Source organism: Flavivirga rizhaonensis (assembly GCF_004791695.1).
Lineage (GTDB): Bacteria > Bacteroidota > Bacteroidia > Flavobacteriales > Flavobacteriaceae > Flavivirga > Flavivirga rizhaonensis.
Window position 1 is genome coordinate 63,465 of the sequence record NZ_SRSO01000015.1, and the last position, 16,495, is coordinate 79,959.

Consider the following 16,495-nt stretch of genomic DNA (forward strand, 5'->3'; position numbering starts at 1 on the left):
TTTATTTAAATTCTTCTGTATAGTAAGTTGTAGCGTCCTGTATTAGTAACTCAATATTGTTGCTTTCAGAATTAATTCTGGATTCATTCCAATTTAAGTACATAATAAAATCTTTCAAAACAATATCTAAATATTTTTTAATACTTGGAATATTGAAATATAAACGACCAGTGCGTCTAACAAAGAAATCCGTTAAACTATTGGTCATTTCATAGTGAATGCCATACCAGGTTTCTGCCCTAATTAATCTTTCTAAAGCATCTTCATTCTCAAAATCTTTCATTTTATCAATTACGGTATCGGTCTGTTTTCCATAAGTAGTACATAAGTACCAAGCGTGATAGCTCTCTACAATTCCTAATTTAGATAATTGATTTTCTATATCTGCTTGATAAGCATTTACCTCTTTTTTAGAATGAAGTGCAGGGCTCACTAAAGGAATTGTTTCAGTTGATGATTTTTTAAATTTGGATTTTCGCTTTTTACTCATGGTTTTTAAAACGGCTTCAATAACACGTTGTGCCATTTTACGATAACCAGTAAGTTTCCCACCTGCTATAGAAATAAGGCCGCTATCTGAAATAAAAAGCTCATCTTTTCTTGATAATTCTGAAGGATCTTTATCTTCTTCGTGGATGAGAGGCCTTAATCCAGCCCAATTAGACTCTACATCATTAATATTTAAATTGATATCTGGGAATGTACTGTTTATAGCATTTAGTAAATACTCTGCATCACTTTTTGTTGCCACTACGCGTTCTAAATTACTCGAATAATTGGTGTCGGTCGTACCAACATAAGTAACCCGTCCTCTGGGAATTGCAAAAATCATTCTGCCATCAGGTACATCGAAATAAACGGGTTGATTTATTGGTAATTTTTCAGAAGGAATAACAATATGAACACCTTTAGTTAAGTGTAAATATTTATGATTCATTGATGCGTCTTTTTTCCGAACAATATCAACCCAAGGACCCGCAGCAGATACATAGTTTCTTGCTCTGATACTTAGCTTGTTTCCTGTGTTATGATCAATACAATTAAGATGCTCAATTTTGGAATCTGCATCATAACTAAACGATTCCATTTCACAATAATTAACTATTGTGGCTCCAAACTCAGCGGCTTTTTTTAGTATTTCGATGGTTAATCTGGCATCGTCTGTTCTATATTCAGCATAAAGTCCTCCACCTAAAACTACAGATTCATTTAATAAAGGTTCTTTTGTTAGGGTTTCATTTTTATCTAACATTTTACGTCTGTCATTACCAGATACATTTGCTAAAATATCATAAACCATCAATCCAATGGAAGTCATCATTTTGCCATAGGTACCACCTTCAACTAGAGGCAATAGCATTTTTTCCGGAATGACTAAATGAGGTGCTAATTTATGGACGATAGCACGTTCTGAACCAGATTCTTTTACTAAACCTATTTCTAATTGTTTTAAATATCGTAAACCGCCATGAATCAATTTTGTGGATTTATTACTAGTCCCTGAGGCAAAGTCGTTTTTTTCTACAAGGCACACTTTTAATCCTCTTGAAGCAGCATCTAATGCAATACCAGCTCCTGTAACACCTCCACCTATAATAGCTAAATCAAACTTTTTATTGTTTAACTTTTCAAACTGTTTATCTCTGTTTAAAACTGAAAAACGTTTTCTTCCTTCTTCCTTATCTACTTTCATTCTAATGTCTTTTAGTTCTATTTACGGCCTTTTTCCAGCCTTTATATTTTTGTTTTCTTGTTTTATTATCCATTTCTGGACTAAAAACAGTATCAACTTCTCGTATAGTTTCTACATCATCTTTAGTCCATACATTTGCTTTTATACCAGCTAATAATGCTGCTCCAAATGCTGTTACTTCTATCATTTTTGGTCTATCTACATCTACATTTAAAAGGTCTGACTGAAATTGCATGAGATAATTATTAGCACTGGCGCCACCATCCACTTTTAGGGTTACTATTTCTTCATTGCTATCCTTAACCATAGCATTTATAACGTCTTTAGTTTGGTATGCTAAAGCTTCAACAGTTGCCTTTATAAGTTCATTTTTTCCTGTATCTAATGTCATACCATAAACACTTCCTTTGGCTTTGGCATCCCAGTGTGGGGCTCCTAAACCAGCAAATGCCGGTACAACATATACCTTTTTTAAAGGCGGAATGCTCGTACAAATAGCCTCAGTATCACTTGCCTTTTCAATAATTTGCATCCGATCTCGTAACCATTGAATAGACGCGCCTCCAGCAAAAATACTGCCTTCTAATGCATAATTTACGGGTTCAGAGTCGAGGCTGCAGGCTAGTGTTGTTAAAAGGCCTTTTTTAGACTTTACTTGTTTTTCTCCTGTATTTAGTAATATGAAACAGCCTGTTCCATAAGTACTCTTTGCAATGCCAGAGTAAAAGCCTCCTTGACCAAATAATGATGCTTGCTGATCTCCAGCAACACCATAAATAGGGATGTCTATACCTTTATAATCAATCGAGCCAAAATCTGAAGAGGAGTTTTGAACTTTAGGAAGCATTGGTTCAGGGATATTTAAAACCTCTAATAGCTTTTTATCCCAGTTTAATGTCTTTATATTGTAAATCATGGTTCTGGATGCATTGGTATGATCCGTGACATGCTTTTTACCGTTGGTGAATTTATAGATTAACCAACTATCAATCGTACCAAATAATAATTTACCTTGCTCTGCTTTTGCTTGTGCACCTTCCACATGTTCTAAAATCCATTTTAATTTAGTTCCAGAAAAATAGGAGTCTATCACAAGTCCTGTATTTTTTTGAATGTATTTTGAAAGCTCTCTTTGCTTAAGTTCCTTGCAAATCTCAGAGGTTCTTTTGTCTAACCAAACAATGGCATTATGGATAGGTTCTCCTGTTTCTTTATCCCAAACTACGGTTGTTTCTCTTTGGTTTGTAATACCGATTGCTGCAATTTCTTCGGTTTTTATGCCAGACTCTGAAAGTGCTTGATTAAAAGTTTCTAATTGATCGTTATAAATTTCTAAGGCATCATGCTCTACCCAACCAGATTGCGGGTAATGTTGAGTTAGTTCTTTTTGAGCAATTGCTTTTATTTGTCCTTTGTCATCGAAGACAATGGTTCTTGTACTTGTTGTTCCTTGATCGAATGCTATGACATATTTCTTATTCATTATAGGGCCATATTTTAATTAAAAAATAAAATAAGTACTTAAAACAAGTATCGTAATTATTATTCCTATCACCTTAGCATATTTCCATGGTTCAATATCTATTTGTTCCGTAATTGTAGGTGTGTAGATGTTTTTATTAGGGTATAATTTACCCATTAATAACATGAAAGCGACATTAATAACAAACAGGATTCCCATAATATGTAAAAAATGAGGATATGCCTTCGCTTTTATAATATTCAATTCTTTTGCATTTGTAATACCATTAGCTGCTGCTTCTGCAAGTGCCGTTTCAACAAAATAAGGGCTTAATACAAACTGGCTCACTAAATACATTAACACGCCAACTGTTAAAACAATTTTAGCTCCCAAAGCAGGCACATTTTTGGTGATTATTCCAACGGTTACAACGGCTAGTATCGGAACACTTAAACTTCCTAAAGATTCCTGAATATATGAAAACAAACCATCGGGTGCATTGGCGATGAATGGAGATATTGTCATGGATATTATAGCTAGAATCATGCCGAATATTTTTCCTGCTTTCACCATTTGTATTTCAGAAGCATTCTTATTGAAATATTGACGATAGAGATCAACACCAAACAAAGTAGAACTACTATTTAATAAACTATTAAATGAACTTAAAACAGCTCCAAATAAAACGGCGGCAAAGAACCCTAAAAATGCTCCAGGCAATACTTTTCGTACTAGTGCCGGATACGCCTGATCTGCATTTTCTAAGCTTCCTTCAAATAGATGCCAGGCAATGATACCTGGTAATACAACAATAATTGGAATTAAGAACTTTACAAACCCAGCAAGTATCATCCCTTTTTGGCCTTCTTTTAAACTTTTAGCTCCGAATACACGTTGTAAAATAGATTGATTCGTTCCCCAGTAGTACATCTGGGCAATCATCATTCCCGTAAAAATAGTACTGAATGGAATAAACGAATCTATGTCTCCTTTGGCGTTAAACTTATCTGGGTTAGCCTCCCATAATGTGCTTATTCCGTTTGACACACTACCATCTCCTATAAGCATTAAACCAAAAACAGGAATTAAAAGCCCTCCGATTAATAAGCCTATAGCGTTAACTAAATCGGAAACAGCTACTGCTTTTAGCCCTCCAAAAATGGCATATATAGAGCCAATAATTCCTATGGACCAAACACATAGCCAAATGACAGCGGATTGAGATATTCCTAAAGTCTTTGGTAAATCAAACATGGTACTGAATGCCAAGGAGCCTGAGTATAATATAGTTGGCAATAATACAATGCCAAAAGCTACCAAAAAGAGTATGGATAATATTGATTTGGTTTGCGCATCAAATCGTTCCTGAATAAATTGTGGAATCGTAGTAATGCCAGATCGCATATATTTTGGTAAGAGATAAATAGCTGTTACAATCATAGAAATTGCAGCTAATGTTTCCCAAGCCATCACTAGCACACCTTGAGCAAAAGATTGTCCATTTAGTCCAACAATTTGTTCTGCTGAAAGATTTGTTAGTAATAAAGAACCTGCAATGGTAATAGCTCCTAAACTTCTTCCTCCAAGATAATAACCGTCTGCAGACCTCTCGTCTGTTTTGCGTGTTGCATACCACGCAATAAAGGCTACCAATAATGTAAAACCAATAAATGAAATAATTGATAGCGTTCCCATAGTTTAATTATTTTTTTAAAGTTAGTTTAATCATACCACATGCAGGTGCCTTAATTTCAGTCACTCCTTGTTTTAGTACTATTGAATTCTGATTTACTATATCTCCTTTGCAATTAATGGTCTCACAGTTATAGTTTTTTGTTGAAGAAGCCATTTTAATAACTATGCTTTCTGATAATTTACCATTTATAATATGAATATTATTAAAGCATTCTTTCAATTTAAGAAGATAATCATCGTATACTCCAAAAATGGCTGTTCCGTTTTTTGAAACTTGTTTTAATGGATAATTTGCTAGCGGATTATAAGGTATAAAATGACCTGTTGTAATGGTGTCCTTATTTTCATTCCAATAATTCGTGTAGAATTTAACCATTTTTAAATGATCTTCTGGGATATCTTTTAGTTTTACTGATATTTGAGGGACTCCAAATAAGGTATTCACCATTTGTAGTGCAGCAACTTCTAATGATTCTTCATTGTGCCAGGTAATCATATCTGAATGTACAGCGGTGTTGCCTGCTAACATTCTTATATCAGCAATTCTTACTCTGTTCATTGTGGCGTCTCCTGGACAATCGAAAGCGCGGAACATATTTCCGTATTTTCTCATGGCTGGACCTGTATATTTTTGTCTAAACTCTATAAAAATATTTGGGTTTATATTTCTAAGTGTGAGCATCACATCGGTTAATAACCTATCAACCGCTTCGTTAATAGAGCCATAGTCCATATTGAAACTTTTCTCTTTAATTGTATCTGGATATAGTCTAAAATCATCAATAAAATCTAGTTTGAATCCATCAAGGTTCCAGCTGATTAAGGCAGATTTATAGATGTTTATTAAATAATCCCTCACTTCTGGATAACGTGGATCGAATACAGGAGCCCAACGATGATTTTCCGTTAAAAACTTTCCTTTAAATTGTTTGTAGGCTTTTGATTTTTTTCCGCAAAAAGGAACGGAATACCAAAAACCAACTTTCATACCTATGGCATGAATACTATCAATAAATTCTTTTGTTTTTGATAAACGATCTGGATTCCAATCCCCAGTATAATCATAACCTCTGTTACTATCATTTGTCTGCCAACCATCATCAATTATTATGGATTTGTAACCTAAATTATAGGCCATTTTAAACTCTTCTAATAATACATCTTCTTCTAGGTTTTGGTGGAATTGATACCATGTAGAGTATAATGGTGCTAAAGCAATATCTGGTACCAGGACAGGTTTCAGGTTTTCGAACGTTTCCCACCATTTTGAAACGTCTTTTAAAGCATCAGAAAAATGCTTTTCACCAAAGTCTAATCTAATCTGAGAATTGAAATGATCTATTTTAGATTGTTGTTCAGAAAAGAATGTGATATAACAATAAAAACAATCGTCTTCTTCTCTTATTTCTGTGTTAAGTTCTAATTTATTAATAGCGTTAGAACATGCAAAGGTTAACCTATTACTATCATCATGACCGAATAAACCAATAACAGGTGCATCTATAGATATTCTTGATTCCATAGGTTGCATTTCCCAATCGGCATGTATGCGCTTTGCAAAATCTGTTGTAGGTTTCCAGACGCCTTTCACATTATGTGCTGGGGTTTTCCATTTTAATGTTATAGGTTTTGGAGTTTGTGACGTTGCAGCAGTAACATTAAAATTAAATATAGAAAGATTGTTATCGTTAGAAATAACAGTTAATTCTGTTTTAAAGTTATTTGAAGCTCCAATAATTTGGATGTCTTTTACAGAAGGTATATAATTTTCTTTTTTTGCCATTCTAATGTTGTATTAATTGTGAGAAGCAATTAATTAAAGTGCTGTTTTAACTTTTAAGATAGAGGATGGGAGATTGAGAAAAGCCGAGTTAATTAAGGGAACTCGACTTTTGTTCAATCTACAAACTAAACTAAAAATCAATTTTTTCAATGATTAATTATAACCTGGATTTTGATCGAGATTCGGGTTTGAATCTCTTTCAGAATTTGGTATCCAGATCAACTCATGTTTGTTGCTTTGAAAAATACCGCCACTTAATGATTTTGGGTGTGTGCCATGTAAAGATGTTGCTCCCATATAATCATCGGCTAAATCCCAACGAACTAAGTCAAAGAAACGGTGGCCTTCGCCAGCAAGTTCCATAGCGCGTTCTTCAATAATAGCCTGACGCATATCGACTTGGTTAATACCTGGATTTGTATCTGCTATTAATGTTAAATTTGCCCTATCTCTAACCATATCTATATATTGAATAGCTTGAGATGTCATATTGTCTTCGTTTAATGCTTCAGCTAACATTAATAAAACATCAGCATAGCGAATAATTCTCCAGTTGTTTCCAACATTGGTGCCTAAGAAATCCACATCCCCTCTGGCTCCTAAGTCCATTCCAGAATATTTTTTTCCGTATATAGCTTCTAACCCTGCATCTGCTGCTACAGTAAGGTCGCCAGCAACAACATTACCGTCTTCATCTAAAGTATCTGCTAAATCGATATTGAAACTTGCGCCTCCATATCCTGTAGCTCCCGGATAATCATAAAGTAACGTTTCGTTTCTACGTACAGTATCTCCATTAGCTTCAAATAAATCTTTTAACCAAGGATTAATAAGATGTCCTTTATCTGGAGACTTTGTTGGTGTTGCATAATCTATATGGTAATTCCCCATGCTTCCTGTTCCAGGAATATCAGACCCCCATACAAAGGTCTGTTGACCTAAAAATTGTAATTCAAATACAGATTCGCTATTATTTTCATTGGTTGTAGAAAAGTTTTCTCCAAAATTGGCAGCTGGTAATAAGCTGTATTTTCCAACTAAACTTCCCAATGCTGTTGCAGCTGGACCAAATTGTTTCATGTATAAATAGCTTTTTCCTTTTAAAGCTGTGGCAGCTCCACTTGTAGGTCTTCCTAAATCTTCACCGGTCCAGCTATCTGGAAGCATTGTTTCGGCCATTTCTAAATCTGAAATTATTTGAGCCCATACACTTTCTGGAGTAGCTTGTTTTACCAGTAAATTATCTAAATCTGGTAATTCTGTAATTAATGGCACGTTACCATAAAGGTTTACTAAATACCAATAATCAAAAGCACGAAGGAAATAAGCTTGTCCAACTAAATTTTCTCTAGTGGTTTGGTCTGGAATACCTTCTTCAGTGACACTAATAATAACATTATTGCAACGTGCAATAGACTTATAAAGTTCTTGCCATGGTTCAGTAGCCCAACGGTCTCCAGGGTTTCCTAAAAAAGTTGACATGGCTGTATTAGAACCAAAAGGAAATACGTTAAATTCATCTGATCGTAACATAGCTCCTGTGTGTACAATTCTTCCCCAGAAAAAGGTTCCCGTAATGGGGTGAAAAGCTCCATTTATAGCAGACTTCACTTGTTCTACAGAAGTACCAAAGTTTGCTGTAGATGTTGCATTGTTATTTTGTTGATCTAATATATTATCAGAACAAGCAAACAATACGAGTAATAACGAACATGTTATTATGCCTAATAAGGACTTTATATTTATTATTTTTTTCATAATATATTTTTTATTGATTAAAACTTAGCCTGTAAGCCTAACATAAATGTTCTGGCATTAGGATACGCTCTTTGGTCTAGACCTCTACCTAGTAAAGGGTTTACTCCAGATCTAACTCCAGGAACACCTGAATTTAAATTGGCTCTACCGCCATTTGTTGACGCTATATCTGGGTCGTAACCAGTATAATCTGTTATTACAAAAACATTTTGAATGTTTAATGATAGCCTGACACTTTTTATCCAATCGACACCAAGTGCTTTTTCTCCGAAATTATACCCAACTTCTAAATTCTTTAATCTAAAATAAGATCCGTTTTCTACAAAGAAGGAAGAAGGTTCTTTGTTTCCTGCTTCATCATCTACTGTTGCTCTCGGAATATTAGTATCAGTATTTAAAGGCGTCCACGAATTAAGGACATCTGTGAATTTACCACCATCTTGCCATAAGATATTGTAATATCTACTTAGGTTATATATTTCGTTTCCAGAGACCCCGTTAAAGTTTAATGAAAAGTCAAACTTTTTGTATTCCCCAGAAAAATTTAAACCGTAAGTAAAATCAGGTGTTGGATTTCCAATAATTGTTTGGTCGTCTGAAGTAATTCCAGCAACGCCATCGGTATCAACTCTAATAAAATCACCAGTAGCAGGGTCTACTTTATCTTCAACAACCCAGCCATAAAACGCACCTACAGGACCATTAGCCTCAGTTCTATTTACAATACGTAAATCTTCATCTATTCCAGGGCCTAAAATAGTTGCTGGAATATCTTTTGCTTCATTTTTAAGATTGAAAGAAAAATTAGTGCCTACGCTATAAGTAAAATCACCTTCGGATTTTTTGTAAGTAACATCAAACTCAAAACCATTATTAACAAGTGCTCCAGCGTTCCTGGTAACAGGTAAGCTAACACCAGCTGTGGATGGGATGCTGATGGGTACTAAAGCATCTTCAACATCTTTTGAATAATAGTCTGCCGAAAAAGTAATGGCACTATTCAATAAGGACATATCGACACCAATATCAAAAGTTTTTGTGGTTTCCCATACTAGATTTTCATCTGCAAGTGTTGTTTGTGCTAAACCGTTTGCTGTACTACCCCCAAAACTTGTGTTTGATTGGTTGGCAAGAAATACGGCTTGTGTAGGGTAAAATACATCTGGGTATGACCCTAACTCTCCGTAAGATACTCTTAACTTGAAAAAGTTAATGGTTTCAGATTTCCAGAAATCTTCATTACTAATATTCCATGCAGCAGAAACAGAAGGAAAATACCCTTCTTGATTATCTTTTGCAAATCTAGACGAAGCATCTCTTCTTAAAGTTCCTGAGAAAATATATCTGTCATTGTAGTTATAATTTAAACGACCAAAATAAGATATTAAACCAGCTTTATTATCTTGTCCTAAAAGTATATTTTGATCGCTTGAAGGTAATGCCCCAACAACTTGAATACTATTGGCAGGGGTACCTTGTCCATATATCCCACTGCTTTTTTGTGTTTCAATAAATCGGGTATAACCTATAACGGCAGATACTTTATGCACATCATTAAATGTTTTGTTATATGATAAAGTAGGTTCGAATAACAAGTTAATATCTTCTTGTTTAAACTCTGTTAAATCATTTAAATCATTCACATTTCTTACAGGATCTACTAAGCTCATGAAATAGGTTGGTGTAAACTGAAAACGTTTTTGAGAGGTATAATCAACACCTAAATTAACAGAGGCCGTTAAAGCTTCATTTATTTCGTAGTCTAGTTTTAAACTAGAGAATAATGTTCTAGTCGTTTCTAAATTATTTTCCAAAGTAGCTAAAGCAAATTGGTTAACGCCACCTGGACCCTGAACATCTGTAGAAGGTGCTTCAAAACCACCCTCATTACTAGCATTTCTTAGAGCTACAGTAGGAGCAGTAGTACCATCAAAACCATACCAGTTGTTTTCTTGTAATTTTGCTTCGGTAATACCTAATGATTGAGATAATTTAAACTTACCAAATTCATGATTACTATTAAATCTGGCATTTAATCTTTTAAATCCAGATCCTATCAAAATACCATCTTGATTATAATAGTTTACAGATGAAAAGTAAGATGATTTCTCGCCACCACCAGAAAGTGATAATCCATAATCCTCGATAATTCCACTTTGAAGGTTTTCATCTTGCCAATCTGTATCTACACCGTTAAATGCAACAGTTGTTGAACTACCATCATTAGCAAATCGCTGATTTAAATAATCGGTATATTGCTGACCGTTAATAAAATCTAATTTTTTACTGGGCGTATCAAAACCAATTCTAGTATTAAAGGTAACTTCTAAACCTTTATTTTTTCTACCATGATTTGTTTTAATTAAAACAACACCATTGGCTGCTCTAGAACCATATATTGCAGCAGCGGCGGCATCTTTTAATACAGAGATATTATCAATATCTATAGGGTTTATATAGTTCATGTTATCTACAAATAATCCATCCACTATATAAAGCGGTGATGCATTACTTAAAGAATTGATACCTCTAATAAATACGTTGCCTGTCCCACCTGGTTGACCTCCAGGGTTTTCAACTTGTATTCCAGTAAGCCTTCCTTGTAGTGCTGCGGTTGGATTACCGGCTACTGTATTTACTAAATCCCCTCCTTTAACGGATCCTACTGAACCAGTTAATTCGCGTTTGTTTGTTGTTCCATAACCTACAATAACTACCTCTTCTAATGCAGCAGCATCTTCGATTAAAGCTACATTAATTGTAGTTTCGTTTCCAATAGTAACTTCTTGATTTTTATAGCCGACATAGCTAAAAACAAGAATGTCTCCTGAGCTAACATTACTAATGGTAAAGTTTCCATCAAAATCTGTTGAAGTACCATTTGCTGTGTTTTTCACAATAATGTTAACTCCAGGAAGCGGAATTTTTCCGTCTGTAACTGTTCCTGAAACAGTTGATGTTTGAGCATTAGCAACCATTCCCGAGAGGGAAAAGACTAAGGCAAATAATAGTCTTAGTACATTTTTTTTCATAAGTCAATATTTAAGTTAGTTTAACTGTGATAGTGTATGCTACTTTTATTATTTAAAAGTATGCTACAGTATGCTACTTTGCAAATATATATAAAAAATTGACAAATTCTAAGAATATATAAAAAAATCCATCTAAAAACTGGATATTTAGGAATGAAAACCCTTTAAATATTGCTATAATGAATTCCTGTGAATTAGCTCGGAAGGTACTATTTTACGAGTATGTTCCCTGAATTTCAAATAATTGGCAGCTTCTAAAGCCATTTTTTTAAAGTCTGTAGAAATTGTAGTAATGCCTCCAAAAATAATTTCTTTAATAGCATTATCATTATGGGCTAAAACCCCTATATCTTCTCCAATTGTGTAGGATTTTGATTTGCTGTCTCTAAGAATTTCCCATAAATAACCATCGCTAATAAAAAAGTATAAGGTGTTTTTAGTAACACTATCTTTTTTATATTCTTTCTCTACTTTGGCGTCAATGTTATTTTCTTCAATAAATTTATTAAAAGCATTTAGGATGCCTACTGGGTAATCAGAATTGTCTTTAAAAAATAAGATAAACTTTTTATATTTTTTTATTTCAGGAAGTAGTTTTTTTAATTGATCATAGGTTGAATCTTCAAACTCTTGTGTGATATATGAATAATCACTTGGCAAAGGGATATGTCTATCTATAACTAATAACTTTTCACTTGGGATATTTTTTAATAATAGTCCCACTTCTGGGGTTTGTATAGGAGCGATAACATACATACCATATCTACCCGAGATTCTTGAGAGGATATCTTTAAAAACATCTATATTGTTATGATGAAAAAAAACGTTTATAATATATTTTTTACCTAATTCTTTTCTAAAGGTGTTATAAAAATCTTCCTGGAAAGAATGAAATGCAAAAAGTACAAGTGCTACCCTTAGCTTTGTATTGGTATTTACATCAGCAATATAATAGCCTTTAAAGTTTTTAGATTCTATAATGCCTCTCCCTTTTAAGTCTTCGTAAGCTTTAACAATGGTTTTTCTGGCAAAACCGACTTCAGCAACCATTTTATTAATTGATGGTAAGCGATCTCCTTTTTTTAGTTCTTTTGATTCAATTTTACTAATTATTGCGTTTACTAGCTGTTCATGCTTAGTAAGCGGCTTCGTTTTTTTTAAATCATTTATTTTTTCAAAAAGAAATTTCATAAATCGTTAGTTAGAGTTGAATTATAAAATGAACTTATCTTGACTTTTTCTATTTCCTAAAAAATGGCTAAAATTCGCTCATATTTCATTATTTTTTTATACATAGCGATGCTATGCCTTTCAAAAAGTGCTTAATCTGAACAAATTTCAACTCATTTTCGGTTAAAAACAAAAAGTCAAGATAAGTTCAATATTAAAGTTCTAAAAAAGACAGGGTTACTTGTATAAGTTTTTGTAAATGTATTGGTAAATTATCTTTTTCCCAAGGATGTGAAGCACCAAAAACATGGTTTGCACCTTCTATAATTTCTAGCTTGCTATTTGGATTCCATTTATGAAGTTTTTCAGCTTCTTCGTCAGAAATACTAGTATCTGAATTACCATGAATGATTAGATGGGGTATTTTTAAATTAGATATGGCTCTTTTAATGGTTAAGCGTTCTTCATTTTTGACAAAATCTTCATAGAATTGATAATAATGAGGCATTTGTTGCTTAGTTCTACCATTAAGAACATATTTTACACCGTCTTTTTTCCAGGACTCCAAATCGCCAATTGTTGCCGTTCTTTTACCAAAATCACAAACACTTGCTATACTTATCACGTTTTTAATACGGGAGTCTTCCTCTGCTTTTATAGAAACAATACCGCCACCACGACTGTGCCCTATTAAACTAATGCTAGCGGTGTTTCCTTTATCTTTTATGGTATCATTTTTAAAAACCCAATCAATTACAGTTTCTAAATCATCCAACTCTTTTGTGTAATTATTATTACCGAAAGCTTCTAAATCTGGAAAATCTATGGGCTGTTTGATGGTACCTCCATTATGCGAGAAATTAAACTTTATAAAGCAAAACCCAGCATTTGCGAATGTGTTTGCCATTAAATTCCATGCACCCCAATCTTTAAAACCTTTGTAGCCATGACAAAATATAATAATGGGCTTATTTGTGCCATTTACAGCATAAGTTACATCTATTAAAATGGGCCTACCGTGCTTACCTTTAATAACAATATTTTTTTTGTCAATCATTTTATATTTCTTTTTCTATGAATGGGATATTGGGGTTGCAGATTTCTAGAACAAGGTGTTTTAATTCTTTATAAAAATGGTCAAGGGTTTCTTGAGTAATCAATGCGTCCTTTTTGGCATATGCCCCTGCTTTGTCTTTTTTGGAGAATTTTAAAAAGCCTTTACATAGGTTTTTAAATGATATAATGCCAGCTTCAACTGGAAGCTGAATTTGATTAGACACATGCATCATGTAGGCATAGGTGAGTACTTGAAAACTTTTACTGTATTTAGAGTAATCTGTTGTAATAGATTCCCAATCTATAATTTCAACATTATTTTGTTCGACTTTTCCAGTTTTGTAATCTACAATTCTTGTAACCCCATTATATTCATCAACTCGATCTACTTTACCAGTAATAATAACTGGGAAATCAAGTTCTGGAATATCAACGGAAACATTATTATTAGCTTCAATAGCCATTATTTTTATTTGATTACCCGCTTTTAAATCGTCAATTTCTAAATCTAAAAAGTTTGATACATACCTTTTTGCAATTTCAAAAATTATTAAGTTTTTGCCTTTAGTAATATCACCTTCTTTATAAACATCTGTAAAATGATGTGTAACAGTCTTTACAATTTTAGTTTTTAATTCTTTAATTATTTTTACAGATATAAAAGTGCCGACTAATGGTTTGTAAAAGTCTTCTAAAGTGTTATGTACAACGGTTCCTAAAGTATTAGCAGCTACAGTTTCTTCTACATTATCATGCTCTTTTATTTTTAATATCTTCTGATAATAAAAATCAATAGGGTTTCTTATATAATTAGTTAGCGATGATGGTGAAAACCCTTTTTGAGCGACTTTTTTTAACTCACTTAAAACAGAATTAGTTTTCTTTACTGTGTTTAGCGAGGTTTCAATTACGGGAACTTGAGGTGCAATAATTTGATGATCAATATTATGTATGCCTTCTAACTCCAACTGAGTTATGAATCTACTTTTCTCCCCTCCGGTTAAAATATCTGCTTCTGTGTTGTAAAGGATATACACGTTTTTAGCACGTTGTAGAAGTCTATAAAAATGATATGTGTAAACGGCGTCTTTTTCTTTATAGGTCGGCAGATTATTTTCTATTTTAACATCGAATGGGATAAATGAATTATTGGTTTTTCCAGAGGGGAGAATGCCTTCGTTTACAGACGAAATAATAACGGTTTCAAAGTCTAAAACACGCGATTCTAACATACCCATAACTTGAAGCCCTTGTAAAGGCTCTCCTTGGAAGTCTAGGGTTTCTGAGCTTAATAGTTCTTTATAAACACTATATAGTGTTGAAACATCCTTGATGTGATGATATGCTGCATTTAAGCGAGATAGTTCATTAAATAGTTCATTAAAGCGAAATAAATATTCTAACGATAATAAGTTAGAGGTTTTTTTATTGTCTAGATAGTTTTTGATGAGCACTATTAATTGGGAGCAATTCTTTAAAGCATTATTAACAGATTGGTTCCAATTTGAAAATAATAAATCAATAACATGATTAGAATTATCCGCTAATTGTTTTAAACGTTCGGCTGTTAAATAAACTAAGTTATTAGCATCAATGGTCTCGATTATTTTTGTTGCAACATCAACCTCATTGATATAAAATAAAGGTCTTATAAATTGATGGGAGACTATATTAATAACGTCCTTATAGTAAAATGTGTTTGATGGGAATTTATGTAAGTGAAATAAAGATTCAAAAAGAGAGGCTATAGGGATAGATTTTAAAGGGAATCCCATTGTAATATTTAATGCTTCAATGGCTGGAGGAAGGGAATTTAATACTGGTATAAGTAAATTTTCATCACCTAAAACCACAGCTGTATTCTGTAATGATTGATTGTCTTTTTGTAAATTATTTAAAAGTGTACCTATATATTTTGCTTGCCCAATATTTTTTGGGATACCAAAAATCGAAATATTTTTTTCTTTAGAATAGTTTGTTGTTATCCAGTTAAAAGGCTTGTTTTTAAAAAATGCCCAATTATTTTTATGTTGTCGTGTAAATAAGGCAGCATCATGTTTTTGGTTGTTTATAAAAACAGCATCAATATCCCAATACGTTTTTGCTAAATTGTTTTCAAGCAGCTTTTGTATAATGGTTTCTTCAGAAGTATTCAATGCATTAAATCCTAAAAACACATGCTGTTTTTCGGGATTATTTTGAATATAAGCTTCTAAATTATTAACAGCTTCTCTGTAAATTAAACCTTGATAGCCTATTTTTTTATTTATAAGCTGTTCAGTAAATAAGGTATAGTAATTATGGAGTTTGTTCCAAAAAGATAAATAATTTTTAACGAACTCGGTTTTATTATTTTCTAACGACCAGTGGTTTAGGTCCTGAATGGCACTTAAATAATCAAAGATGTTTTTTTGAGGTCTAAGATATCTGTCTATTTCATTAAAGTCTTGAAGTAATATTTGAGCCCATTTTGAAAACGATTCAAAAGAGTCTGCTTCATTATTTTTAGTTAATTTAATATAAGTGTTATAAAACTCAAAAAGAAGCTCTGTATTGGTAATATTTTTAAGTTCTGATAAGTCTTCTACAAATTCTTCAATGCTTATTATATTGGGAGAAAAAATAGTTTGTTTAACAACTTTGGATAGTTGATGTTTTAGAAATACTCCAGCTCTTTTACTTGGTAAAATAAAGGTTGATTCAGAAAGATTTTCACCACTGTTTTGTAAATCTTTTAGAACATCAAAAATAAAAGTTGTCATTGAAGTTTAATTGGTATTTTATAAAAATAAAAAACGCTTCGGATATCCGAAGCGTTTTTTGTAAAACTTATTTTAAACTACTAA

9 protein-coding genes are annotated in these 16,495 nt (G+C 32.9%); all 9 read right to left on the reverse strand.

Annotated elements, in window-relative coordinates; translation table 11 throughout:
• Nucleotide 1 precedes the first annotated feature (1 nt).
• Nucleotides 2-1,693, reverse strand: coding sequence for a glycerol-3-phosphate dehydrogenase/oxidase (locus tag EM932_RS20890; protein WP_170179784.1), 1,692 nt, complete (start codon nucleotides 1,691-1,693; stop codon nucleotides 2-4).
• A gap of 1 nt (nucleotide 1,694) precedes the next feature.
• The gene (gene glpK / locus EM932_RS20895; RefSeq protein ID WP_170179785.1) at nucleotides 1,695-3,176 is read right to left on the reverse strand and encodes a glycerol kinase GlpK; all 1,482 of its coding nucleotides are present in this window, start codon (nucleotides 3,174-3,176) and stop codon (nucleotides 1,695-1,697) included.
• A gap of 18 nt (nucleotides 3,177-3,194) precedes the next feature.
• A complete protein-coding gene (locus EM932_RS11975) occupies nucleotides 3,195-4,850 on the reverse strand; it encodes a solute:sodium symporter family transporter (RefSeq protein WP_135877430.1) in 1,656 nt (551 codons plus the stop codon).
• Nucleotides 4,851-4,857: 7 nt separating this feature from the next.
• Entirely contained in the window at nucleotides 4,858-6,633 is a 1,776-nt protein-coding gene (locus EM932_RS11980; protein ID WP_135877431.1) for a glycoside hydrolase family 36 protein, read from the reverse strand.
• 153 nt (nucleotides 6,634-6,786) lie between these two features.
• The gene (locus EM932_RS11985; RefSeq protein ID WP_135877432.1) at nucleotides 6,787-8,391 is read right to left on the reverse strand and encodes a RagB/SusD family nutrient uptake outer membrane protein; all 1,605 of its coding nucleotides are present in this window, start codon (nucleotides 8,389-8,391) and stop codon (nucleotides 6,787-6,789) included.
• Between the two features lie 17 nt (nucleotides 8,392-8,408).
• Nucleotides 8,409-11,423 carry a SusC/RagA family TonB-linked outer membrane protein gene (locus tag EM932_RS11990; RefSeq protein ID WP_135877433.1) on the reverse strand — a complete coding sequence of 1,005 codons (3,015 nt, stop codon included), beginning with the start codon at nucleotides 11,421-11,423 and terminating at the stop codon, nucleotides 8,409-8,411.
• A 174-nt stretch (nucleotides 11,424-11,597) separates the two neighbouring features.
• Nucleotides 11,598-12,614 (reverse strand): GntR family transcriptional regulator, encoded by a 1,017-nt coding sequence (locus EM932_RS11995; protein ID WP_135877434.1) that lies wholly within the window; start codon nucleotides 12,612-12,614, stop codon nucleotides 11,598-11,600.
• Between the two features lie 193 nt (nucleotides 12,615-12,807).
• On the reverse strand, nucleotides 12,808-13,650 hold the full coding sequence (locus EM932_RS12000; protein ID WP_135877435.1) for an alpha/beta hydrolase family protein: 843 nt from the start codon (nucleotides 13,648-13,650) through the stop codon (nucleotides 12,808-12,810).
• Between the two features lies 1 nt (nucleotide 13,651).
• Nucleotides 13,652-16,411 carry a PD-(D/E)XK nuclease family protein gene (locus tag EM932_RS12005; protein WP_135877436.1) on the reverse strand — a complete coding sequence of 920 codons (2,760 nt, stop codon included), beginning with the start codon at nucleotides 16,409-16,411 and terminating at the stop codon, nucleotides 13,652-13,654.
• Between the last annotated feature and the right edge of the window lie 84 nt (nucleotides 16,412-16,495).

What these genes read in the sequence shown, in the direction of transcription:
- EM932_RS20890 (WP_170179784.1), bottom strand. Translation starts at nt 1,693, where the DNA reads ATGAAAGTAGATAAGGAAGAAGGAAGAAAACGTTTTTCAGTTTTAAAC.
- glpK (WP_170179785.1), bottom strand. Translation starts at nt 3,176, where the DNA reads ATGAATAAGAAATATGTCATAGCATTCGATCAAGGAACAACAAGTACA.
- EM932_RS11975 (WP_135877430.1), bottom strand. Translation starts at nt 4,850, where the DNA reads ATGGGAACGCTATCAATTATTTCATTTATTGGTTTTACATTATTGGTA.
- EM932_RS11980 (WP_135877431.1), bottom strand. Translation starts at nt 6,633, where the DNA reads ATGGCAAAAAAAGAAAATTATATACCTTCTGTAAAAGACATCCAAATT.
- EM932_RS11985 (WP_135877432.1), bottom strand. Translation starts at nt 8,391, where the DNA reads ATGAAAAAAATAATAAATATAAAGTCCTTATTAGGCATAATAACATGT.
- EM932_RS11990 (WP_135877433.1), bottom strand. Translation starts at nt 11,423, where the DNA reads ATGAAAAAAAATGTACTAAGACTATTATTTGCCTTAGTCTTTTCCCTC.
- EM932_RS11995 (WP_135877434.1), bottom strand. Translation starts at nt 12,614, where the DNA reads ATGAAATTTCTTTTTGAAAAAATAAATGATTTAAAAAAAACGAAGCCG.
- EM932_RS12000 (WP_135877435.1), bottom strand. Translation starts at nt 13,650, where the DNA reads ATGATTGACAAAAAAAATATTGTTATTAAAGGTAAGCACGGTAGGCCC.
- EM932_RS12005 (WP_135877436.1), bottom strand. Translation starts at nt 16,411, where the DNA reads ATGACAACTTTTATTTTTGATGTTCTAAAAGATTTACAAAACAGTGGT.